The 22,699-nt window shown below is 39.5% G+C and carries 25 protein-coding genes; 23 read left to right on the top strand and 2 right to left on the bottom strand.

Annotation, left to right across the window (positions count from 1 at the left end; translation table 11 throughout):
• Window positions 1-8: 8 nt before the first annotated feature.
• The 5 genes from HCK02_RS04350 to HCK02_RS04370 all read left to right on the top strand — a co-directional run bounded on the left by HCK02_RS04350 (window position 9) and on the right by HCK02_RS04370 (window position 3,365).
• Window positions 9-647: an O-methyltransferase gene (locus HCK02_RS04350; RefSeq protein WP_167628899.1), complete on the top strand. Its 639-nt coding sequence runs from the start codon at window positions 9-11 to the stop codon at window positions 645-647.
• Window positions 647-1,282, top strand: a complete 636-nt coding sequence (gene udk / locus HCK02_RS04355; RefSeq protein ID WP_167628928.1) for a uridine kinase — start codon at window positions 647-649, stop codon at window positions 1,280-1,282. Before HCK02_RS04350 ends, udk begins: the two co-directional genes overlap by 1 nt.
• 174 nt (window positions 1,283-1,456) lie before the next feature.
• Window positions 1,457-1,936, top strand: a complete 480-nt coding sequence (greA, locus tag HCK02_RS04360) for a transcription elongation factor GreA (protein ID WP_115752519.1) — start codon at window positions 1,457-1,459, stop codon at window positions 1,934-1,936.
• Between the two features lie 35 nt (window positions 1,937-1,971).
• A complete protein-coding gene (locus HCK02_RS04365) occupies window positions 1,972-2,616 on the top strand; it encodes a YrrS family protein (RefSeq protein WP_167628900.1) in 645 nt (214 codons plus the stop codon).
• Window positions 2,617-2,660: 44 nt separating this feature from the next.
• On the top strand, window positions 2,661-3,365 hold the full coding sequence (locus HCK02_RS04370) for a 5'-methylthioadenosine/adenosylhomocysteine nucleosidase (RefSeq protein WP_246215524.1): 705 nt from the start codon (window positions 2,661-2,663) through the stop codon (window positions 3,363-3,365).
• A 51-nt stretch (window positions 3,366-3,416) separates the two neighbouring features.
• Here HCK02_RS04370 and HCK02_RS04375 read toward each other — a convergent pair whose 3' ends face one another.
• Window positions 3,417-5,219, bottom strand: a complete 1,803-nt coding sequence (locus tag HCK02_RS04375) for a M3 family oligoendopeptidase (RefSeq protein ID WP_167628902.1) — start codon at window positions 5,217-5,219, stop codon at window positions 3,417-3,419.
• A 171-nt stretch (window positions 5,220-5,390) separates the two neighbouring features.
• Between HCK02_RS04375 and HCK02_RS04380 the strand changes: the two genes are divergently transcribed.
• The 12 genes from HCK02_RS04380 (at window position 5,391) to holA (ending at window position 15,167) form a co-directional block, all read left to right on the top strand.
• On the top strand, window positions 5,391-5,912 hold the full coding sequence (locus HCK02_RS04380) for a YqeG family HAD IIIA-type phosphatase (protein ID WP_115752515.1): 522 nt from the start codon (window positions 5,391-5,393) through the stop codon (window positions 5,910-5,912).
• A complete protein-coding gene (yqeH, locus tag HCK02_RS04385) occupies window positions 5,909-7,009 on the top strand; it encodes a ribosome biogenesis GTPase YqeH (protein WP_167628903.1) in 1,101 nt (366 codons plus the stop codon). The genes HCK02_RS04380 and yqeH overlap by 4 nt, the downstream gene beginning before the upstream one ends.
• 10 nt (window positions 7,010-7,019) lie before the next feature.
• On the top strand, window positions 7,020-7,841 hold the full coding sequence (gene aroE, locus HCK02_RS04390; RefSeq protein WP_167628904.1) for a shikimate dehydrogenase: 822 nt from the start codon (window positions 7,020-7,022) through the stop codon (window positions 7,839-7,841).
• A gap of 2 nt (window positions 7,842-7,843) precedes the next feature.
• A complete protein-coding gene (gene yhbY / locus HCK02_RS04395; RefSeq protein ID WP_115752512.1) occupies window positions 7,844-8,134 on the top strand; it encodes a ribosome assembly RNA-binding protein YhbY in 291 nt (96 codons plus the stop codon).
• Window positions 8,135-8,152: 18 nt separating this feature from the next.
• Window positions 8,153-8,725 carry a nicotinate-nucleotide adenylyltransferase gene (locus HCK02_RS04400; RefSeq protein ID WP_167628905.1) on the top strand — a complete coding sequence of 191 codons (573 nt, stop codon included), beginning with the start codon at window positions 8,153-8,155 and terminating at the stop codon, window positions 8,723-8,725.
• Window positions 8,715-9,302, top strand: coding sequence for a bis(5'-nucleosyl)-tetraphosphatase (symmetrical) YqeK (gene yqeK / locus HCK02_RS04405; RefSeq protein ID WP_167628906.1), 588 nt, complete (start codon window positions 8,715-8,717; stop codon window positions 9,300-9,302). The genes HCK02_RS04400 and yqeK overlap by 11 nt, the downstream gene beginning before the upstream one ends.
• Window positions 9,295-9,651: a ribosome silencing factor gene (gene rsfS, locus HCK02_RS04410; RefSeq protein WP_036073463.1), complete on the top strand. Its 357-nt coding sequence runs from the start codon at window positions 9,295-9,297 to the stop codon at window positions 9,649-9,651. Before yqeK ends, rsfS begins: the two co-directional genes overlap by 8 nt.
• A 60-nt stretch (window positions 9,652-9,711) precedes the next feature.
• Window positions 9,712-10,446 (top strand): class I SAM-dependent DNA methyltransferase, encoded by a 735-nt coding sequence (locus tag HCK02_RS04415; protein ID WP_167628907.1) that lies wholly within the window; start codon window positions 9,712-9,714, stop codon window positions 10,444-10,446.
• 83 nt (window positions 10,447-10,529) lie between these two features.
• Window positions 10,530-11,180, top strand: coding sequence for a helix-hairpin-helix domain-containing protein (locus tag HCK02_RS04420; RefSeq protein WP_167628908.1), 651 nt, complete (start codon window positions 10,530-10,532; stop codon window positions 11,178-11,180).
• A gap of 63 nt (window positions 11,181-11,243) precedes the next feature.
• The gene (locus HCK02_RS04425; protein WP_167628909.1) at window positions 11,244-11,801 is read left to right on the top strand and encodes a ComE operon protein 2; all 558 of its coding nucleotides are present in this window, start codon (window positions 11,244-11,246) and stop codon (window positions 11,799-11,801) included.
• Between the two features lie 34 nt (window positions 11,802-11,835).
• Window positions 11,836-14,079 (top strand): DNA internalization-related competence protein ComEC/Rec2, encoded by a 2,244-nt coding sequence (locus tag HCK02_RS04430; protein ID WP_167628910.1) that lies wholly within the window; start codon window positions 11,836-11,838, stop codon window positions 14,077-14,079.
• Between the two features lie 53 nt (window positions 14,080-14,132).
• The gene (gene holA, locus HCK02_RS04435; protein WP_208970439.1) at window positions 14,133-15,167 is read left to right on the top strand and encodes a DNA polymerase III subunit delta; all 1,035 of its coding nucleotides are present in this window, start codon (window positions 14,133-14,135) and stop codon (window positions 15,165-15,167) included.
• A gap of 53 nt (window positions 15,168-15,220) precedes the next feature.
• On the opposite strand, the gene rpsT is transcribed toward holA, so the two are convergent.
• Window positions 15,221-15,472, bottom strand: coding sequence for a 30S ribosomal protein S20 (gene rpsT / locus HCK02_RS04440; RefSeq protein ID WP_036073473.1), 252 nt, complete (start codon window positions 15,470-15,472; stop codon window positions 15,221-15,223).
• 240 nt (window positions 15,473-15,712) lie between these two features.
• Between rpsT and lepA the strand changes: the two genes are divergently transcribed.
• The 6 genes from lepA (at window position 15,713) to HCK02_RS04465 (ending at window position 22,674) form a co-directional block, all read left to right on the top strand.
• The gene (gene lepA, locus HCK02_RS04445) at window positions 15,713-17,548 is read left to right on the top strand and encodes a translation elongation factor 4 (protein WP_167628912.1); all 1,836 of its coding nucleotides are present in this window, start codon (window positions 15,713-15,715) and stop codon (window positions 17,546-17,548) included.
• Between the two features lie 175 nt (window positions 17,549-17,723).
• Window positions 17,724-17,846 (top strand): hypothetical protein, encoded by a 123-nt coding sequence (locus HCK02_RS14185; protein WP_281348869.1) that lies wholly within the window; start codon window positions 17,724-17,726, stop codon window positions 17,844-17,846.
• A gap of 120 nt (window positions 17,847-17,966) precedes the next feature.
• A complete protein-coding gene (locus HCK02_RS04450) occupies window positions 17,967-19,718 on the top strand; it encodes an ABC transporter ATP-binding protein (protein WP_167628913.1) in 1,752 nt (583 codons plus the stop codon).
• Window positions 19,708-21,516 (top strand): ABC transporter ATP-binding protein, encoded by a 1,809-nt coding sequence (locus tag HCK02_RS04455; RefSeq protein WP_167628914.1) that lies wholly within the window; start codon window positions 19,708-19,710, stop codon window positions 21,514-21,516. The genes HCK02_RS04450 and HCK02_RS04455 overlap by 11 nt, the downstream gene beginning before the upstream one ends.
• Before the next feature lie 71 nt (window positions 21,517-21,587).
• Window positions 21,588-22,091 (top strand): CcdC family protein, encoded by a 504-nt coding sequence (locus HCK02_RS04460; protein ID WP_167628915.1) that lies wholly within the window; start codon window positions 21,588-21,590, stop codon window positions 22,089-22,091.
• 67 nt (window positions 22,092-22,158) lie between these two features.
• Window positions 22,159-22,674 carry a hypothetical protein gene (locus HCK02_RS04465; RefSeq protein ID WP_167628916.1) on the top strand — a complete coding sequence of 172 codons (516 nt, stop codon included), beginning with the start codon at window positions 22,159-22,161 and terminating at the stop codon, window positions 22,672-22,674.
• The last annotated feature ends 25 nt before the right edge of the window (window positions 22,675-22,699 follow it).

Genomic DNA, 22,699 nt, shown 5'->3' on the forward strand with positions numbered 1-22,699 from the left:
TTAAACTGATGGATGCGCTCATTCATGATTATTTATTGGACCAAATTCCTGTAAGCACACCTTTTTTTCTTGAAATAGAGGCGTATGCAAAGCGAGAAGCGGTTCCGATTATGGAAAAAGATTCACTACACGCCATGCTGCAAATCATGGCGATCCAGCGTCCTAAACGAATTTTAGAGCTTGGGACAGCAATTGGCTATTCGGCGCTCAGAATGCAAGAAACTTTGCCAGAGTCTGAAATTATTACAATCGAACGTGATGAAGAACGTTTTTCGATCGCGCAAGAAAATGTGAAGAAGTTTGGGGTTAACCAAGTGGAACTTGTGCTTGGCGATGCACTTTTAGATTTTGAAAAGCTTGTGAGCAAAGGACCATTTGATGCGATTTTTATTGACGCGGCCAAAGCTCAATATGAAAAGTTTTTTGATTTATACAGCCCGCATTTAACAGCTCACGGTGTGATTTATAGCGACAATGTTCTCTTTAAAGGACTTGCGCTGGATGAGCTTCCTGAGGTACAAAAAAAGGCAAGAATCGCGAAGAAAATACGTAAATTTAATGGCTTTTTGATGGATCAACCCGAGTTTGTAACGAGCATTATTCCGCTTGGTGATGGACTCGCGGTCACGAGAAGGAGAGACGGATGATGAAAAGAAAACCAGTGGTCGTCGGGGTAACTGGCGGTTCTGGCTCGGGAAAAACGAGTGTCTGCAAAAAAATTTATGAGCATTTTGGAGAATGCTCCATCCTAATGCTAGAACAGGATTTTTACTATAAAGACCAGTCAGACTTATCTTTTGAAGAACGACTTGAAACAAACTACGATCATCCGCTAGCTTTTGACACTGATTTATTGATTGAACATGTGGAACAACTGTTGAACTATCAGGCTATTAGTAAACCTGTTTATGATTATACGGTTCATAATCGTTCCGATGAAGTGATTCATCAAGAACCACGAGAAGTGATCATTTTAGAGGGGATTTTAATTTTAGAAGACCCTAGATTGCGCGATTTGATGGATATTAAAGTGTATGTGGATACTGATGATGATATCCGCATCATTCGTCGCTTGTTACGTGATATTAAAGACCGGGGACGCTCGCTTGATTCTGTCATCGATCAATATTTAAATGTCGTGAAGCCGATGCATAATGAATTTATCGAGCCAACAAAAAAATATGCGGACATTATCATTCCAGAGGGTGGACAAAATCATGTTGCCATTGACCTAATGACAACGAAAATTGCGGCAGTTTTGGAAGAAAATCTTCATGGCTAAAGGATGCTTGCTTGAAAAAGCAGAGCGTTTGCGGTAAAATGCTGATAGTAAACAAGATAATCACTTGAAAAAGCATGTAGTTTTTTCTAGAACAACAGATTTTCAAAAAGTGCGGGGCGCTGATCTCCGTACTTTTCTATACTTATCGATACGATATCAAAGGAGAGAACAAATTTGGCAACTGAAAAAGTATATCCCATGACGCTTGAAGGGAAAGCAAAATTAGAACAAGAATTAAACGAACTAAAAACAGTAAAACGGAAAGAAGTTGTAGAACGAATTAAAATCGCACGTGATTTCGGGGATCTTTCTGAGAACTCTGAGTACGATTCCGCGAAAGATGAGCAAGCTTTTGTGGAAGGTCGAATCACGACGCTTGAAAATATGCTTCGTAATGCACATATTATTGATGGTTCAGAAGTCGATAATGATACGGTTACACTTGGAAAGAAAGTTACTTTTACTGAAATTCCTGATGGCGATGAAGAATCTTATACCATCGTCGGAAGCGCGGAAGCGGATCCGTTTAATGGCCGAATTTCTAATGATTCCCCCATTGCAAAAGGTCTTTTAGGACATAATGTGGGTGAAGAAGTCGCTATTCAAACTCCCGGCGGCGAAATGACTGTTAAAATCGTTAAAATCGAAGCTTAATACCCGGGTATCTGTGAATAAGGTGGTGAAATCCTATGGTTGAAAGACAATCTAAAAACAAAAATCGCTGGGTCAAACAAAACAATGTAGAAGGCTCTCGGATGCAGACAAATACCAAGCGTAAGAAAACAAATTTGGTTTTAAATATTTTAATCATCATTGTTTCTTTACTTATTGTCGGTTCTGTTTACTTTGTCATTTTTGCGACTGGAGATAAAAATGATGCACCAGCAACGAAAACGGCATCTTCCGTTCAGAAGAAGGAAGATGCCAATCTTTCAAACAAGGATAAAAAAGATCAAGCAAAACCTGAAAAAGACCAATCAGATGAAAAAGAGACAACTACGAAAAGCAATGATCCAAATGTCCAAGAAGTTATTAAGAAAAAGTGGAAACCAGTTGGAACGAGTCAATCGGGAGAACATGTGAATTCTTATGATGCAACGAGTATGGACTGGAAAGAAAAAATTAAGGCTTTCTCGGAAGCTACAGATATTGCAAGTGATAATATGACGCTTTGGTTTGTTGGACGGGGAAATGATCCAGCAACGGAATCGATCGGAACCATTTCAAGCAAAGACAAACCAGATGAGACTTACCGCGTTTATATCAAGTGGAAAGACGGCGAAGGCTGGGAACCAAAAAAGGTTGAAAAACTGAAAGAAAACGACAAGCGATAAACGTCTGGTTGCGACCTGGCGTTTTTGTTTGCATGAGGAGGATCATAATGATTGGAATTATCGGTGCGATGCAGGAGGAAGTTCAAATTTTACGTGATGCGATGACAGAACGTAAAACCGTGGAAATTGCAGGTGCACAGTTTTATGAAGGGAATCTGGAAGGACAAAGAGTCGTTCTTGTCGAATCGGGGATTGGAAAAGTGAATGCGGCAGTTTCGACAGCGATTCTTTGTGATCGTTACGCACCTAAAGTAATCATTAATACTGGATCTGCGGGTGGAATCGGGTCAGACTTAAAAGTAGGCGATGTGATCTTATCTGATCGACTGACTTATGGCGATGTGGATGCCACCGTTTTTGGCTATAGTTTTGGGCAAGTTCCACAAATGCCAGCTATTTATGAAGGCGATCGCAGTTTACTAAAAAAGGCGGAACAAATTTACGCGGAGCACTTTAAAGAAACATCAAACAAGGCGGTTTATGGACTTGTAGTAACGAATGATTCTTTTATTTCGCAAGAAACGCAAAAAGAGGCTTTGTTTGCTTCATTTCCTGATATGTGTGCTGTTGAAATGGAAGCAGCAGCGATTGCACAAGTTGCTTACCGGTTCCAAGTACCATTTCTTGTGATTCGAGCTATTTCGGATGTTTCAGATCAAGAAGCGGCGATGTCATTTGATGAATTTTTAGAAATTGCTGCTAAGGCTTCTTCTGAGTCGATTTTAGCGCTTTTACGTAAAGGAATCTAAAAGACAAAAAGAAACGCGACAATGCCCATTGTCGCGTTTCTTTGCACCTTTTTAAAGATCTTTCGTCAGTTCCAAGAATTCCTCTACATCTTTAATGGTAATATCAACAGCTTCTCGCCAAAAATCTGGTTTAGTTAAATCAACGCCCAAATGTTTTTGTGCAAGTTCTTCTGTCGTCATCGCGCCGGTGTCTTTTAAAAGCGCAATGTAAGCATCTTCATAGCTTTCGCCGCTATTTATAGCACGGCTATAGATGCCAAGTGAGAAGAGATAACCAAACGTATAAGGGAAATTATAGAAAGGCACATCTGCGATATAAAAGTGTAGCTTCGATGCCCAAAATTGCGGATGGTATTCATCAAGGGAATCCAAGTAAGCCTCACGTTGGGCTTCTTCCATCAGGCGATTCAAATCATCCACTGAGAGAATCCCTTTCTTGCGTTCTTCATAAAAACGAGTTTCAAAGAGGAAACGTGCATGAATGTTCATGAAAAAGGCAATACTCCGACCAATTTTGTCTTCTAGAAGAGTGATTTTCTCTTCCTTCGAATTCGCTTCTTTTACGGAAGCATCAGCAATGATCATTTCTGCAAAAGTAGAGGCCGTTTCAGCCACATTCATCGCATAATCCGTATTTTCATAAGGCTCATCCCGGATCACGTACGAGTGAAAAGCATGTCCCAGTTCGTGCGCGAGCGTTGCAACTGTCGACGGCGCACCATCATAAGTCATGAAAATGCGACTTTCCTTTTCAACTGGAAAATCTGTACAAAAGCCTCCGGGACGTTTGTGATCTCGGTCTTCCGCTTCGATCCAGCGACTTGAAAAAGCGTGTTTAGCGAATTCAGCCATTTTCGGACTGAATTTATTAAACTGAGTTAAAATAAAATCTGCGCCTTCTTGATACGTATATTTTTTTGGAGTTCCCGAAAACACAAGGGGAGCCTCGACATCAAAAAAGCTCAATTTGGAAATGCCTAGTAACTTTGCTTTTCGATTTAAAAAGTTTACGAAAGTAGCTTTATTATCCCGAATCACATTCCACATCGCGTCAAGTGTTTCTTGCTGCATACGGTTGATTGTAAGCGGCTCACTTAGAACGTTGTCCCAGCCACGTGTCTTATAAGTTTGCAAGCGGAATCCAGCTAAATGATTGAGCGTATCCGCAAATAGTCGGCTTTCTGCTTGGAAGCTTTCCGTATAAGCTTTAAAAACGGCTTCCCGGACTTCACGCTTCGGATGGTTTAGCATATTTAAAGCTTGACCAGCAGACAAGTCTTGTTCTTTACCGTCAATCGTTACTTTGACACGAACCGTGCCAATAATTGTGTCATAGTGATCTGACCAACCTTGATAGCCATCAACAGAAAGGGCATTAATGAGAGCTTCTTGCTGTTTACTGCCTTTTTTACGGCGATTGTCACGTGCTTCATTTAACACAAAAGCAATTTGACTAAAGCCGTTTTCCTGTAAAATTTCGTTCCAAACGCGATCTTCAATTTGAATAAATTTATCATGCCAATCATCTTGTGCGGTTTGAAGTAAAGCAGCATAACCATAAACGCGTGCTGCAAGAGTGGCCGCACGTTCATCGCGAATATCAGCAGATTGCAAGCATTCCAAGTAAGAACCGGCGTTCATAAATCCTTTTGAGAGATCGGCATTTTGATTAATTAAGAGAAGAAATTCAGCAGCATCATTTTTGCTTTCTGGAACTGCCCATTCTTCTACATTTTTAATAAAAAGATCCAAGTCGTCTTTTAGCGCTTGCAAAGTTTCATGCAGTTCTTCTGATGCACTGCCACCTTGATAGATTGAATCTAGATCCCAAACTTCTGAATAGGGTTTTGTCATCCATTTCTCCTCCTTGATATCAAAAAATGTTTCATACTATTCCGTTTTCACTTCTTTATTATAGCAGTATCTCAGGTTTTTTTGTAAAATAAATCAAAACATGATAAAATTTGTAGGTTATCTCCTCTCCGTAATCCAAGAGGAGCAGAAAAAGAAAATGAGGTGCGGGGTTTGTTAAAGCAATTTTCACCAGATAAAATGCTCGATTCACCGTTTGGAATTACAGCGGAACATTTGAAAAAAATGGGAAAAACAACGATCTTAACGGATCTTGATAATACGCTTCTTGCGTGGGATGAAATGGATGCAACACATGAAATTATCAACTGGTTTTCGCTTCTTGAAGCTTCAGGAATCAAAGTGATGATTCTTTCGAATAACTCAGAAGAGCGTGTGGAACGTGTAGCTAAATCGACTCGAATTCCATTTCTTGCAAGAGCACGAAAACCTTTAGGTAAAAACTTTAAAAAAGCACTCAAAGAACTGGATTCAACACCAGAAGAAACCATTATGATTGGTGACCAAATTATGACAGACATTTTTGGCGGGAACAGACAGAAACTCTTCACGGTTTTTGTACGGCCTGTAAAAGAAACAGATGGTCTTGCTACGAAATTTAACCGCTTTATGGAGCGGATTATCTTAAAACGTCTTTCGAAAAAACAAAAATTAGAATGGGAGGATTCACTTTGACAGAAACGCTTAGATGTATTGGCTGTGGTGCGATTATTCAATCTGAAGATAAGTCAAAACCAGGCTATGCACCGAAATCATCGCTTACAAAAGAAACGGTTATTTGCCAGCGTTGTTTTCGTTTGAAGCATTACAATGAAATTCAAGATGTTCCTTTAACGGATGATGACTTTTTGAAGATTTTAAATGAATTAGGATCGAAAAAAGCACTGATCGTCTATGTCGTAGATATTTTTGATTTTGATGGCAGTTGGCTTCCTGGGTTACACCGCTTTGTTGGAAATAATCCAGTCCTTCTTGTCGGCAACAAAGAAGATTTACTGCCGAAATCTCTGAAGCGAGATAAATTGACACGCTGGATGAGACGACGGGCAAAAGATCTTGGTTTGCTTGCAGAAGACGTAACCCTTGTCAGTGCACAAAAGGGAAGCGGTTTTGAGACTTTGCTTGACCGAATTGAGGAGTTACGTAATGGACATGATGTCTATATTGTCGGCTGTACCAACGTTGGGAAATCCACGCTTATCAATCAAATCATCAAACGTGCTTCTGGAGAAAAAGATGTGGTTACAACTTCTCAATTTCCTGGAACAACGCTTGATAAAATTGAAATTCCGCTTGCTGGCGGGAGTGTGCTAGTTGATACACCAGGAATCATTAATCATCATCAAATGGCTCACTTTATCGGTACAAAAACACTTAAAAAAATTACGCCAAAAAAAGAAATCAAGCCTCTTGCTTACCAGCTTAACGAAGCGCAAACTTTGTTTTTTGGCGCATTAGCACGTCTCGATTTCACATCTGGTCCGCGCAGCTCATTTATCGTCTATATGTCGAACGAATTAGAGCCACACCGAACAAAACTTGCGAATGCCGATCATTTATATGAAACGCAGAAAGGGGAAGTTCTAGCCCCTCCGACAAAAGAAGAGTTAGCCGATCTTCCAGAACTTGTTCCACACCCGTTCACAATTCGTGAGAAGACCGATATCGTCTTTTCCGGGCTTGGCTGGGTAACCGTTCCGGAAGGCGGCGTAAAAGTGACTGCTTGGGTTCCAGAAGGCGTTTCCGTTTCCATTCGCGAACCACTTATTTGAGGTGAATAAAATGAAACATTTTGCTGTTATTGGAAACCCGATTGTGCATTCACTTTCGCCAATTATGCACCAGGCAGCCATTCAAGACTTGCAGCTTGACGCTATTTATACACGAAAAAAATTAAGCAAAGAATTATTTGACCAAGAAATAACGGATTTGCTTCTTTCCGATTTAGATGGCTTTAATGTTACCATTCCTTTTAAAGAGCGAATCCTTCCTTATTTGGATGAAGTGGATTCGTTTGCGAAAAAGTGTGGAGCGGTAAATACAGTCGTTCGGAGACAAAATAAGTGGGTCGGTTATAATACAGACGGTCGAGGTTTTTTAGAAGGATTGACAGAAAAAAGACCATTACAAGATTCAGATCGTGTGTTAATTATCGGAGCCGGGGGAGCAAGTAAGGGCATCTATCTCGCGCTAAAAGAATCGTATAACGGTGAAGTGACAGTCGCCAACCGAACGCTTTCAAAAGCAGAAGAGATGCTAGAACCACGAAGTAAGGATCGAGCGATTACGCTCACAGAAGCTGCGAATAAGCTTTCTCAGTTTACGATTATCATTCAAACAACAGCGGTTGGCTTAAACGCAGAAAATAGCGATTTGCCGCTTGCGCTCGATTTGCTTTCTTCGGGCACACTTGTTTCAGATATCATTTATAATCCATTTGAAACGCCTTTTTTACAAGAAGCCAAAAAAAGAGGAGCGATTACGCAAAACGGCCTAGCGATGTTTGTGAATCAAGGCGCGCTTGCGTTTAAACTTTGGACAGAAGAAAATCCGGATCGGGCTGTCATGCGGCAAGCCGTACTCGATTCATTTGAGGAGGAATAGAAATGCTAACCGGGCCACAAAAACGCTTTTTACGTAAAGAAGCACACAACTTACAGCCGATTTTTCAAGTTGGAAAAGGAGGCGTAAATCCGAATATGGTAAGCCAAATTAGCGATGCGCTTCTAGCGCGTGAATTGTTAAAAGTATCCGTTTTACAAAACTGTGAAGTGCCAAAAGAAGAAGTAGCAGAAATGCTTAGCGAACGAACTGGAAGTGAACTAGTACAAGTAATTGGCAGAACGATTATTTTGTATAAAGAATCCAGTAAGAATAAACAAATCGAGCTGCCTTAATCAGCTGAGGTGATAAAATTGACGGAAAAAATTGGAATACTTGGGGGAACCTTTGATCCACCGCACATCATTCATTTGATCATAGCGAATGAAGTTTACGCGCAACTGGGCTTAAAAAAAGTTATCTTTTTACCGAATAAAATTCCTCCCCACAAAAAAGAAAGCGGGTTTGTAGAAGCAAAAGACCGGGTGCATATGCTTGAACTCGCAACGGCATCCAATCCGCATTTTGAAGTGGATGCGCGTGAACTTTCCCGTGAAGGAAAAAGCTATACGTTCGATACCATGCTTGAAATGACAAAAGAAAAGCCCGATCAAAGCTTTTATTTCATCATCGGCGGCGATATGGTTGAATATCTTCCCAAGTGGTATAGAATTGAAGAGCTGCTTCAACTAGTAACGTTTGTTGGTGTCAATCGACCGGCATACTCCCTAAATTCCGAGTATCCAGTTCTAAATGTAACCGTTCCGGAAACGGATATCTCTTCGTCATTAATCCGAGAAAAATGTTGGAAGAAAAGCCCGATTGATTATTACGTTCCTGAAAAAGTAGCCGCCTATATAAAGGAGCATCATTTTTATGAACCGTGAAGAAATGCTAGAAAAAATTAAACAAGCCATGCCAGAAAAACGATTTCAACATACATTAGGGGTTGAAAAAACAGCGATTCTCTATGCGGAAATTTACGGGGAATCGACGGAAAAAGCGAGCATTGCGGCATTGCTGCACGACTACGCGAAATATTATCCAGATGACCAAGCAGAAAAACTCATTCGATCCGAAAAAATGGATCCAAGGTTGTTAGAGTATAGCCATGCACTTTGGCATGCACCAGTTGGAGCCTATCTTGCTAAGCAAGAATTTGGCGTGACAGACGCTGAAATTTTAGAAGCAATCCGTGTCCATACAACCGGAAGTGCGAAGATGAACAAATTAGATAAAATTCTATTTTTAGCAGATTATACAGAACCTGGTCGTGATTTTCCAGGAGTAGAAGAAGCGAGAGCCTATTCGAAAACGTCACTTGACGCAGGAATGCTATTTGCACTTCGCCGTACAATCGCGTATATTTCGAGTAAGGAACACCCGATTTTTCCTGATACATTTGAAAGCTATAACGCATTCGCATTTTTAAAACAAGAAGGAGATGTTAAACGATTTGAATAGTCATGAAGTATTGATGCTCGTTGCACGCGCTGCAGATGACAAACGTGCGGAGGATATTCTCGCGCTAAACATGCAGGGGCTTTCAAGCATCGCCGATTATTTTGTGATTTGTCACGGTAATTCGGATAAGCAAGTGCAGGCGATTGCACGAGAAATTAAAGACAAGGCACAAGAAAATGAAATTGAAGTGAAACGCTTAGAAGGCTTTGACGCAGCGAAGTGGGTATTGATTGATCTAGGAGACGTCATTGTTCACGTCTTTCATCGCGATGAACGTTCTTATTATAATTTGGAAAAACTATGGGGAGACGCGCCGCTTGAAAACGTGTCGGAAGCTTTTTCCTATTAAGAAAGTGAAGAAGCAGCGAGGTTCCTCTTGCTGCTTTTTTGAATAGAGAGGAGAAACAAAATGAGTTACGAATTTTTCCCCGTTGTGTACGATGAACTGATGGACAGTGAACTCTATGATGCTTGGACTGATTTTGCTTTGAGGCATTTGCCAGAAGAAACCCGTTCTTTACTAGATCTTGCTGCTGGAACCGGTGAGTTTTCCTTGCGCATGGCACTTGCGGGACTTCAAGTTTCCGCGTTAGACTTAGCACCTGAAATGGTTCGCGTGGCCAAAGAAAAATTTGCTCAAATCGATCTTGATATCCCCGTCATTCAAGCTGATATGACTCATTTCGACTTAAAGAAAGAATTCGATGCCATCACGTGCTTCTGTGATTCTTTAAACTATCTAGAAACAGAAGAAGCAGTTCGCGCTGCCTTCCAACATGTCTTTCGTCATTTAAAGCCAGACGGCACTTTTTTATTTGATGTCCATTCCGTATATAAAATGGATTGCATTTTTCAAGATTATAGTTACGGGGAGGGGGATCCCTTTGTTGCGACCATTTGGAATTCCTTTCCAGGTGAGTATCCACATTCCGTCGAACATGAGCTAAGTTTTTTTATCCGAGAAGAAGAAGGAGAGCGCTACATCCGAAAAGATGAATTGCATAAAGAACGAACCTTCCCGATTTCAATCTATAAAAAAATGTTATTAGAAACAAATTTTCGCGATATTCAAGTTTTTGCAGATTTTAGTGATGAAAAACCAAATGAAAAAACAGAACGAGTCTTTTTTAAAGCCAAAAAATAAATTTTTGGCTTTTTCTTTTTGGAGGCTTGTAGGAGGAATGGGGAAATTTATGGCGAATAGAGAAGCAAGAGGAGGATCTTGCCGTGCTAAAACTAAAAGAATTCTACCAAAAAAATCAAAAATGGTGCTTGATTGGAGCAGCTGGTTTGATTGCCGTGCTTGTGTTTTGCTTCTTTTTTGTTTTCCAATCAAACCACGAAGAGCAAAATGAATGGACGAGCGCTTCTAAGCCAGCCGCTACAAAACAGGAAGCGAAAACGCAAGAGAGTGAAACGACCAAAAAAGAAGAAAAACAAGCGGTTGTGTTTGTGGATGTGAAAGGTTCAGTTCGAGAACCAGGTGTTTATCAAATTGAAAAAGATGGTCGTGTAAAAGATGCAATCAAGCGAGCAGGGGGATTATTACCTGAAGCCGATCCAAATTCAGTCAACTTAGCTCAAAAGTTGAAAGATGAGATGGTTGTTGAGGTGGTTAGAAAAGGTGAAAAAAGTTCTTTGATAGTCGCTGATTCCTCTGGGAGCGCATCGGGACAAGCGGAGGCAACTAAGGTGAACATTAACCAAGCAACCGCACAAGATTTAGAACAAGTTCCTGGGATTGGTAAAGCAAAAGCAGCGGCCATTATTGAATACCGAGAAAAAGAAGGCCTATTCACTAAAATAGAAGATTTAACACAAATTTCAGGAATTGGAGAAAAGACGCTTGAAAAATTGAAAGCTCATTTAGAAGTTTAGATTTGATTGACGACTGTTCACTGTCGAATTATACTATTATGAGAGACGAAAGGAGTCGAAAAGATGAAACGAATTGAATGGGATCAATTTTTCATGGCGCAAAGTCATTTAATTTCAACAAGAAGTACATGTACACGACTGATGGTTGGAGCAACAATTGTTCGAGATAAACGAATGATTGCAAGTGGCTATAATGGTTCCATTGCTGGTGGGGATCATTGTACAGAAAAAGGCTGTTTGATCGTTGAAGGCCACTGCATTCGAACCATCCACGCTGAGATGAACGCACTTTTACAATGTGCGAAATTTGGCGCTTCCACCGACCAAGCAGAACTTTATGTCACACATTTTCCATGTGTGGCTTGTTGTAAATCGATTATTCAAGCGGGCATTAAAGCCGTTTTTTATGCAAAAGACTATAAAAATAATCCCTATGCGATCGAGCTATTTGAACAAGCGGGTGTCGAAGTAAAGAAAGTTCCTTTTGATCATGAAATTTTAAACGATGGACTACTTTCAAAACAACAACTGTTGGCGAATGTGACAGAGGCGATAAACGAACAAGACTTGCCAGAAGACAAAGCGAAAATCTTGCTTCAGTCGATCGAAACCAAATTATAAAAACAAATAGAGGAGGAAACAGATTATTGAACACTTGGCTATTTTCTGCGTTGTTGCAATCATCACTGGTGTTCTAGGGGTCTTCTGGACTCCTCTTTTTCATTTAGCTGGTTTGCTATTTTGCGGCTACTTACTTTCACGTAAACAAATCAAGAAAGCTCTTTTTTTCTTTTGTATTTTAGTATTTGCAGCTTTCTACTATTTTTTAACTGACACTTTGAATGTCTCCGGGCAAGAACAAACAGCCAAGTCCGCAACTGTCCGCATTATTCAGTCTTTACAAATAGATGGCGATCGTTTTTCAGCCGTGGTAAATTTAAATCATGAAAAAAGCGTTTTGCATTATCAAATAAAAAGTGAAAAGGAAAAAGAACAGCTTAAAAAAATTCGTTATGGCACCATTTTTCAGGTTTCAGGTCAAATCGAAAAACCAAACGTGGCACGGAATTTTAATCAATTTGATTATGCAGATTATCTCAAACGACAAAAAATCCATACTATCTTTCAAGCTGAAAAACTAATTCCTGTGGGGATGAAAAAAACCTTTGCATCAAGCATTCAAAATTTTCGTTTAAATCTACTAGAATATATCCATGAACATTTCAGCAAACGAACTGCGCCTTACGTTGCGGCACTGATTACTGGAGATAAATCAACTTTTGATCAAGATCTTTATACGGAATACCAGAAACTAGGTGTGGTTCATCTTTTGGCGATTTCGGGTCTTCACGTTAACTTATTTGTTGGTTTATGTTATTTTTTGCTTCTTCGCTTTGGTGTTACCAAAGAGACAAGCCAAACGCTTCTATTTGGGATATTGCCTTTTTATGCACTGATCGCTGGATTTGGCGCGCCAGTCATTCGTGCATGCGGAATGACACTATTTATCTTAACAGGGGTAAAATTAAAACGCCCTATATCTCCTATTTGTGCAATTTCACTAGTCTTTTTATTTAGCTTTCTTGTAAATCCCTATGTAGTATTTAATGCAGGCTTTCAACTCTCATATGCAGTTTCTTTTGCTATTTTGTTAGGAAGGCAATTGATCGAAAGAGCTACTAGCAGTTTCGGGAAAGCTTTTATTATTTCAATCATCTCGACACTTGCCTCAGCCCTTATTTTATTATTCCACTTTTTCGAATTCTCTTTAATAGGTATTCTCCTCAATATCTTGTATGTTCCTTTCTTTTCAAGTTTTCTTGTTCCCTTTATTTTTATTTGTTTTTTATTTTCAAAGATTCCCATACTGTTAACACCGTTAAATATTTTACTTGATTTTTTTGTTACCATCATGGAACAAGTAACTGAGTTCTTTCAAATTTTTAATGGAACGATGTTTACAACAGGGAAGCCAACTGGTTTATATACTTTACTGCTTGTTTTTATTACATTTCTTATTTTTCTATGCTGGGAAAAGCGCTATTTCAAAATTGTGTTTTTCTTCACAATGTTATTTTTTCTAAGTGCTAAATTGAGTAACTTTCCATTTTCTGGTGAAGTGAGTATGATAGACGTAGGGCAAGGCGATAGTATTTTGATCCAACTTCCTCGAAATAAAGGAAACTATCTAATTGATACAGGCGGGCAAATAGCTTTTCCAAAAGAAGATTGGCAAAAGCGCAAGCATCCCTTTTCGATTGGTCAAGATCTTTTAACTCCAGTTTTAAAATCGAAGGGAATAGCTAAGCTCGATAAAGTTTTTATTACGCATGCTCATGCAGATCATATGGGAGCTTTAAAAGAGCTCGCTACTGAAATTAAAATCAAAAGAATTTATTTTGCTAAAAATGCTGCCAAGAAGAAAATTTTGCAGGAGGCACTTCTCAAACTTCAAGATATCCCAGTGATGGAGCTCGAGAAGGGAGACCAAATCGGTGGCAAAGACTATCGTTTCCAAGTTTTGTCTCCTTATAGAGAAGTATCTAATACGAATAATAATTCACTTGTTCTGAAAGTGAAGCTAGGAGGACTTGTTTGGCTCTTCACGGGGGATGCTGAAAAGGAAATTGAACAGGAACTCTTGGAAACAGAAGATATACAAGCAGACGTACTTAAAGTAGGACATCACGGAAGTAAAACTTCTTCCACACGAGCTTTTATCGAAAAAGTGAATCCGAATTTTGCGCTTATTTCTTGCGGTGTGAAAAATCGATTTGGGCACCCTAACACAGAAACTTTAGTGACACTACAAAAAAAGAACGTTCAAATTTTGCGGACGGATCAAAATGGGATGATTGTTTACCACTTTTTAAAAGGGTTTAAAACAAAGCTGCAATAAATGCTTGAAAACAAAGATTAGTTCGATTACGATTAATGGAAGAGGTGGGGAAATTGATTAAAGAATGGAAAGCCATAGAGCAAAAGAAATTAGCACAAGTCTATCTTATTATCGGAATTGAAGATTATGTAATCAATCAAACGAAAGAAAAGCTTTTAAATGCTGTTTTAGCAGAAGATGAACAAGAATTTAATTATGCGAACTTCGATTTAGAAGAAACCCCTATTGAAACGGTCATGGAAGAAGCAGAAACCCTTCCATTTTTCGGAGATAAGAGATTAGTTATCGCTAGCAATCCTACTTTCCTAACAAGTGAAAAAACCAAAAGTAAAATTGAACATCAAACCGCGCGACTTGAGCAATATTTGGCGCAACCAGCCGATTACTCAATTCTTTGTTTCGTAGCCCATGTTGAAAAACTAGATGAGCGAAAGAAACTAACGAAATTACTAAAAAAACAAGCAGTTGTAATTGATGCTAAAAGACCAAGTGAAGTTGAATTTTTAAAATGGATCGAAACAAAAGCACAAGAAAATGGTTTTACAATTGAACAAGCAGCCGATAAACGCTTGATGGAACTAACAAGTGGGAATCTCACTACAGCGATGAACGAACTCGATAAATTGATGCTCTATCAATTTGAATCCAAAAAAATCGCACTGGATGATGTCGAGAAACTTGTCGTCCGGTCTCTTGAGCAAAATATCTTTTTACTTCTCGATAAGTTGATTGCACGCGACACAGCGGGAGCACTTCGCATTTATTATGATTTATTGAAACAAAAAGAAGAGCCTATCAAAATTGTGGCGCTTGTTGCGAGTCAGTTTCGTCTAATGAACCAATTAAAGTTGCTCGAGAAAAAAGGAGTAAGCGCACAGCAAGCAGCTGGAATCTTAAAAGTGCATCCATTTCGAGCGAAAATGGCAGCTAAACAAGCCCGTGGTTTTGGAAAAGAAGAGCTTGATTTCGCACTTTTGAAATTAGCAGCAAGTGATTTTGAGTTGAAAACTGGATTTGGAGAAAAAACGCAAAAACTAGAATGGTTTTTATTCGAACTAGAAGATTTTAGAAAAGCAAAAAGGGCCTGAAATTAGGCCCTTTTGACAAACAAAAAACACCACAACCGTGATGTTTTCATTGCTTACTTGATTTTAGCTGCTAGGCGAGATTTGTCGCGAGCTGCTTTATTTTTATGAATCAAGCCTTTGGATACAGCAGTATCAATTTTTTTAGAAGCAGCTACGAATAATTCTTCTTTGTTGTCAGCATTGTTTGCTGCAGCTTCCTCTACTTTTTTGATAGCTGTACGCATCGCAGAACGTTGAGCAACGTTGCGGTTGTTGCGAGTTTCAATTGTTTTAACACGTTTGATAGCAGATTTAATATTTGGCATTCCATTCACCTCCGTCCAAACTAATCGAGGTAGTACTTATTTCAAACATACCCTTTAAAATACTTCAGAACAAATGCTATTATACCTAAATATGAATGAATTTGCAATAAGACAAGCTAAATTTCTTAGAATTTCCGCCAGTTTTGTAAAAGAGTCATTGAATAATCGCTCATCTATTGATATAATCAATTTTAGCTTGCCATTCTGATTTGAATGAGCCGAGGAGCAGGAGCTGGGAAAATGGATAAAAATGAAATGCAAAAACGAACGAATAAAATTAGAAATTTTTCGATCATCGCCCATATTGACCACGGGAAATCAACCTTAGCGGATCGAATTTTGGAAGAAACACATGCATTAAGTCATCGTGAAATGAAAGCTCAATTATTAGATTCAATGGATTTAGAACGTGAACGAGGCATTACGATTAAATTGAATGCTGTTCAACTTGCTTATACAGCTAAAGATGGTGAAACGTATATTTTTCACTTGATCGATACACCGGGGCACGTCGACTTTACGTATGAAGTGTCGCGAAGCCTTGCTGCTTGTGAAGGAGCGATTCTTGTTGTGGATGCTGCTCAAGGGATTGAAGCACAGACGCTTGCAAATGTTTATTTGGCACTTGATAATGATTTGGAAATTCTTCCAGTTATTAATAAAATTGACTTGCCAGCAGCTGATCCTGAGCGAGTTCGTGCTGAGATTGAAGATGTCATTGGGCTCGATGCAAGCGATGCAGTACTCGCTTCCGCTAAAGCAGGGATTGGTATTGGTGAGATTCTTGAACAAATTGTTGAAAAGGTGCCAGCTCCACAAGGAGACTTAGATAAACCGCTAAAAGCACTGATTTTTGACTCTGTTTATGATGCTTATAGAGGTGTAATTGCCAATATTAGAATTGTTGACGGTACTGTAAAAGCCGGAGACCGTATTCGCATGATGTCGAATGGCAAAGAATTTGAAGTAACGGAAGTAGGAGTCTTTAAACCGAAAGCTACGCCACAAGATACACTTATGGTGGGAGATGTTGGGTATTTAACGGCATCGATTAAAAACGTTGGCGACACACGTGTTGGGGATACCATTACACTTGCAAATAATCCTGCTGAGGAAGCTCTACCAGGTTACCGGAAATTGAACCCTATGGTCTATTGTGGTCTTTATCCGATTGATTCTGCCAAATATAATGATTTACGTGACGCGCTTGAAAAGCTGGAGCTGAATGATTCGGCTTTGCAATTTGAAGCGGAAACTTCGCAAGCACTTGGCTTTGGATTCCGTTGTGGTTTTCTTGGCCTTTTGCACATGGAAATTATTCAAGAGCGGATTGAACGTGAATTTAATATTGATTTGATTACGACGGCACCAAGTGTTATTTATCATGTACAGCTAACGGATGGAAGTGAAATTGTTGTCGATAATCCATCTGAGATGCCAGAACCAGGTGTGATTGAATCCATTGAAGAGCCTTATGTCAAGGCTACAATCATGGTTCCAAATGATTACGTAGGGGCAGTTATGACGCTTGCGCAAAATAAACGTGGGAACTTTGTCACAATGGAGTATCTGGATGATATTCGAGTAAGTGTTTTGTATGAAATTCCACTTTCAGAAATTGTGTATGACTTTTTTGATCAACTGAAATCGAGCACGAAAGGTTATGCATCATTTGATTATGAACTACTTGGATACAAACAATCGAAACTCGTGAAAATGGATATTCTACTGAATAGCGAGAAAGTCGATGCACTGAGCTTTATTGTTCACCGTGATTTTGCCTATGAACGCGGGAAAGCCATTGTTGAGAAGCTGCGCGAACTGATTCCAAGGCAACAATTTGAAGTGCCGATCCAAGCAGCTATTGGCACAAAAATTGTGGCTCGTTCGACGATCAAAGCGTTGCGGAAAAATGTTCTGGCCAAGTGTTATGGCGGGGACGTTTCACGGAAACGAAAACTGCTTGAAAAACAAAAAGAAGGTAAAAAACGAATGAAACAAATTGGCTCCGTTGAAGTTCCTCAAGAAGCTTTTATGGCAATTTTGAAAATGGACGAAGACGAGCCGAAGAAATAATTTGAATAAAAAAGTGTCTCCACGAGGAGGCGCTTTTTTACAGGCAGAAGATGTTACATGCTGTTTTTAAAAGAGAGAAAAACACCAATTTTAAAAAAATTCAAGAAATCGTTTGCATTTTCTGTGAAAGCCCTGTACAATGAATTCATTACATTAAACAAAGGAGGTATATGTTATGCAAAACAATCAACCACAACCCAGCCAGCAACAACAATTTACAAAACCATTATTACTTAAAAGCAAATTATTTGTTTTTCATTCCTATACTGTGCCTTTGGAAAAATTTAGGCAAAGTTAGCTTCTTTTTTATTGCTTTTTCGCGTGAGAAAATGAAGACAAATATTCTTTTATGTAGTAATGGGCGAAATTTAATGTCCATTATTTTTTATTGTCTAAAATAGGGAGAGGAGTTAACCATTTGAGAATTTTTAAACAGTTAGCTTGGTTTTTTAAAGAACAAAAGAAACAATATATTTTTGGAATTAGTATTTTATTTATCATTGCATTATTACAACTTGTGCCACCATATGTGATTGGAAAAGTAGTGGATGCAATAACCAATCAATCACTCACAAAGGGCAGTCTCACACAGTGGATGATCCTTCTAGCCACTGTTGCTATTTTAACTTATTTAGGACGTTACGTTTGGCGCCTGATGATTTTTGGATCAGACAATTTGCTTCAACGAACGTTGCGTTATCGCTTATTCGAACATCTGACAAAAATGTCGTCTTTTTTCTTTCAGCGATACCGGACAGGTGATTTAATGGCACGTGCAACGAACGATATCACAGCTGTTCAACAAGTTGCGGGTTCAGGCGTACTTACGCTAGCAGATTCACTATTAACCGGTGGGACCGTGATTTTGATGATGGCAATTAGCATCGACTGGAAATTAACGTTGATTGCTCTTTTGCCAATGCCGCTTATGGCGCTCAGCACATCCATTCTCGGGAAAAAATTACATAGTCGTTTTCACGAAGCGCAAGCGGCTTTCTCGAGACTGAACGATAAAACGCAAGAAAGCATTTCAGGGATTAAAGTCACTAGAACCTTTGGGCAAGAAACGGAAGATATCGCTGATTTTTCAAAACAAGCGAAAGACGTTGTTTCAAAAAATGTCTCAGTGGCAAAAGTGGATGCTATGTTTGACCCTGTCATTTCAATTATCGTCACACTTTCCTTCGTGCTCTCCATTGGTTTTGGTTCCAAGTTTGTATCGGATGGAACTTTGACCGTCGGCCAAGTGGTCGCGTTTGTGAACTATTTATTCTTACTAGTTTGGCCAATGCTCGCTTTCGGTTTCTTGTACAATATTATCCAGCGAGGAAGTGCCTCTTACGACCGCATCACGAGCTTATTTGATGAAAAGGCTGACATTGTTGACCTTCCTGGCGCACACACTGAGCCGCCACAGGGAGACATTGAAGCGTCCATCAAAAGCTTTAGTTATCCAGAAGAAAAAGTTCCTGCTCTTTCAGATATTGCTTTCACACTTCGAAAAGGTGAGACGCTTGGCATTGTGGGGCGAACAGGCGCTGGAAAAACGACTTTGCTAAAACTACTGCTTCGTGAATACGATCAGTATGAAGGGGAGATTACTTTTGGAGGAAGTCGACTTCAAGCATATCAGCTAAAAGCGCTACATCAAGCGATTGGTTATGTTCCGCAAGATCAATTTTTATTCTCAACCTCTGTTTTGAACAATATTCGCTTCGGAAAGCCAGACGCATCGCGGGAAGAAGTTAAAGCGGTCGCGAAAACCGTAGCGGTTGCAGACGATATTGAAGGCTTTAAAGCGGGCTATGACACGATTGTTGGAGAGCGGGGAGTTTCGCTTTCAGGCGGACAAAAACAGCGGCTAGCAATCGCTCGTGCTTTACTCATGAATCCTGAACTATTGATTTTAGATGATGCACTTTCGGCAGTAGATGCCAAAACAGAAGAAAGCATTCTTTCGAACCTAAAAGAAACGAGACGCAATAAAACCACTATCATTAGTGCTCATCGTTTGAGTTCAGTTGAGCACGCGAACTTAATTCTTGTGATTGATAATGGGAAAGTCACGTCTTTTGGGACACATGCAGAATTAATTGCAGCAGATGGTTGGTACGCGGCGATGTATCGCGAACAAAAACTTGAAGAGAGGAGTGAGGAGGATGGCGACTGATTATCAAAATGAAGAACTAGAAACTATGACTGGAAAAGAGCATCGAGCGGTATTAAAACGCTTGATGAGCTATACGAAATATCACATTCCGCTGCTCCTTTTAACAGGCTTTCTTGTCTTACTTGTAACAGCTGCTGAAGTCATTTCTCCGCTTCTTGTCCGGGCTTTTTTGGATCAACACTTGACACCACTTAGCTTTGAGACGAAAGCAATCGTGATTCTCGCTTCCGCCTATATTGGGCTTGAAATTGGAAAATTTGTCGTTTGGTATTTCCAGCTTTTCTTTTTCCAAAAAATTGCCCTACAAATTGTTGAGCGAATTCGTGTTGATATTTTTTCGAAATTGCACTCGCTTGGGATGCGCTACTTTGATCAAACACCTGCTGGAGGCATCGTTTCGCGAGTCACAAATGATACAGAAGCGATTAAAGACATGTTCATCAACGTTCTTTCAACCGCTATCCAGAGCTTGTTTATGTTGATTGGGATGTACGTGGCGATGTTTTCACTCAATGTGCAACTAGCGCTTTACAGCTTGATTTTATTCCCAGTTATTGCCGGGATTGTGGTCGTTTACAGGAAATATAGTTCGAAGTTTTACCGTGCAAAGCGTGAAAAGCTTAGTCAATTGAATGCCAACATTAGTGAATCCATTTCTGGGATGTCAATTGTTCAGGAATTCAATCAAGAAAAACGACTAACCGATGAATTTGAAGTCATCAACAAGGATTACTATGACGTTGGGATAAAAAACATTAAGTTTAACGCGCTTTTGCTTGGTCCAGCGATTGACTTTCTTTATGCGATTGCGGTTGTAATTATACTGAGCTACTTCGGCGCAGAAGCATTGATTGGCCCTGTTGCGATTGGGACGATTTACGCCTTCATCAACTATTTTGACCGTTTTCTTGAGGCGATTTTTAACGTCATGGAGCGACTTGCTATGTATCAAGAAGCAATTACAGCAGCTTCTCGTGTATTTAAAATCATGGATGAAAAAGAAGAAGTGCCCGCTCAGCATCCTGAAAAAGGAGCCCAGATTCAAGAAGCGCAAATTGAATTTAAAGATGTTTCCTTTGCTTATGACGGCGAAAATAACGTGCTTAAAAATATTTCTTTTACAGCACAAACAGGACAGACTGTTGCCTTAGTGGGACATACAGGAAGCGGAAAAAGCTCCATTATCAATTTAATGATGCGCTTTTATGAATTTGAACACGGCGATATCTTGATTGATGGCCGGTCGATTAAAAATTATCCGATCACAGAATTACGTAAGAAAACAGGACTTGTTCTACAAGATAGTTTCATGTTTTACGGAAATATTCGCGATAACATTCGTTTATATAATGAGAAGATCACAGCTAAAGAAGTCGAGGAAGCGGCGAAGTTTGTTCAAGCTGACCGGTTCATTCAGTCGCTTTCTAGTGGCTACGATCATAAAGTGATTGAACGCGGGGCTTCGTTTTCAAGCGGGCAAAGACAACTGATTTCGTTTGCACGAACCATTGTGACGGATCCGCAAATTCTAGTATTAGACGAGGCAACTGCAAATATTGATACAGAAACAGAAAGTATGATTCAAATGGGACTTAAACGAATGCGAGAAGGCCGAACAACAATCGCGATTGCGCATCGACTTTCGACGATTAAAGACGCGGATTTAATTCTCGTATTAAGAAAAGGCGAAATCGTGGAACGGGGTACACATGCTGAGCTCTTTAAAGAGCGAGGTATCTACCATTCCATGTATCTTTTGCAAAACAGCGGAATGGATTTAGATGAAGTAGGCAGTTAAATAAAATTTGGCTTTTTTCCGAAAGAAGCGCTATAATGGTGAACGAATGAGCGCTTAGGAGGAATTAGAGTATGTCACTTTTCATATCCATTTTAATCACACTTTTATTCGGGACAATGATCATTGTCATCCGAATGAAAGCATCAAAACGCCCGGCATCCATAAAGGGAATTATTTTACCTCCCATCATGATGTCAACGGGTGCACTCATGTTCGTCATCCCTTATTTTTGGGTAACGGGAGTAGATATTTTAGAAGCCATTGGGATGGGACTTGTATTTTCCCTCATCTTAATTTGGACAACCCGATTTGAAGTACGAAATGAAGAAGTGTACATCAAACGGACCAAATCTTTCCCGATCTTGCTTATGGCACTGCTTTTGATTCGAATTATTTTGAAATACTGGATCAGTGGAAGTGTCGAAGTCGGCGAGCTGGCAGGTATGTTTTGGATTATGGCTTTTGCAATGATTGTTCCTTGGCGTGTTGCTATGTACTTTCAGTATAAGGCAGTTGCACGCGGTCTTGCAAAATCAGCTGAAATGTCTGAAAGAAGACTTAAGGATAACTTGTAAAGCTAAAGCCAAATAATATAAAAATGTAGTGTTCTAGCTACATAAAAAGATTTTAGGAGGAGAAGGTTTGAAAAAAATTGCGATTAGTTTGTTTATGGTTATTTTAGTACTTTCACTGGCTGCATGTTCATCGGGCGGCAAAGAAAGTAGCGACAAAAAAGAGGATAATAAAGCTACTTCGTCAAGCAAAGAAAAAGTTTTAGATTACTACATGGATCTTGTTTCAAAAATATCGGATAAAAACACGGATTTCAGTGCCTATACACAAGCACAAACGGCCGATCCTAAGCCAAGTGAAAAAGAACTTTCCGAACTTGCGAAAAAAGCATCTACTTCAGCTCAAGATGTGTCAGATATGTTAAAAGCGGAAAAAGTTCCAGATTTAGGTAAATCAACCAAGAAATTTGAAAAAGCTTTGAACGATTTAAGCGATGCTTATGGAAAAGAAGCAGAGGCTTTAAAAGCCGATCAACCTGACACAAAAGAAGCAGATAAAGCGCTTGAAAAAGCTTCGAAGGAAATCAAAACTATCTTAGAAGATAATAAACTAGCTGGCTCTGACATCTTAACAGATACGATGTAAGTCAAAAATAAAAGCATGTGGGCGA

This window comes from Listeria valentina (assembly GCF_011800755.1).
GTDB lineage: Bacteria > Bacillota > Bacilli > Lactobacillales > Listeriaceae > Listeria > Listeria valentina.

Bases quoted from the DNA above. Each gene is read 5' to 3' on its own strand.
- HCK02_RS04350 (WP_167628899.1), top strand. From the start codon at position 9: ATGGATGCGCTCATTCATGATTATTTATTGGACCAAATTCCTGTAAGC.
- udk (WP_167628928.1), top strand. From the start codon at position 647: ATGAAAAGAAAACCAGTGGTCGTCGGGGTAACTGGCGGTTCTGGCTCG.
- HCK02_RS04365 (WP_167628900.1), top strand. From the start codon at position 1,972: ATGGTTGAAAGACAATCTAAAAACAAAAATCGCTGGGTCAAACAAAAC.
- HCK02_RS04375 (WP_167628902.1), bottom strand. From the start codon at position 5,219: ATGACAAAACCCTATTCAGAAGTTTGGGATCTAGATTCAATCTATCAA.
- aroE (WP_167628904.1), top strand. From the start codon at position 7,020: ATGAAACATTTTGCTGTTATTGGAAACCCGATTGTGCATTCACTTTCG.
- yhbY (WP_115752512.1), top strand. From the start codon at position 7,844: ATGCTAACCGGGCCACAAAAACGCTTTTTACGTAAAGAAGCACACAAC.
- yqeK (WP_167628906.1), top strand. From the start codon at position 8,715: ATGAACCGTGAAGAAATGCTAGAAAAAATTAAACAAGCCATGCCAGAA.
- HCK02_RS04415 (WP_167628907.1), top strand. From the start codon at position 9,712: ATGAGTTACGAATTTTTCCCCGTTGTGTACGATGAACTGATGGACAGT.
- HCK02_RS04425 (WP_167628909.1), top strand. From the start codon at position 11,244: ATGAAACGAATTGAATGGGATCAATTTTTCATGGCGCAAAGTCATTTA.
- rpsT (WP_036073473.1), bottom strand. From the start codon at position 15,472: ATGCCAAATATTAAATCTGCTATCAAACGTGTTAAAACAATTGAAACT.
- lepA (WP_167628912.1), top strand. From the start codon at position 15,713: ATGGATAAAAATGAAATGCAAAAACGAACGAATAAAATTAGAAATTTT.
- HCK02_RS14185 (WP_281348869.1), top strand. From the start codon at position 17,724: ATGCAAAACAATCAACCACAACCCAGCCAGCAACAACAATTTACAAAA.
- HCK02_RS04455 (WP_167628914.1), top strand. From the start codon at position 19,708: ATGGCGACTGATTATCAAAATGAAGAACTAGAAACTATGACTGGAAAA.
- HCK02_RS04460 (WP_167628915.1), top strand. From the start codon at position 21,588: ATGTCACTTTTCATATCCATTTTAATCACACTTTTATTCGGGACAATG.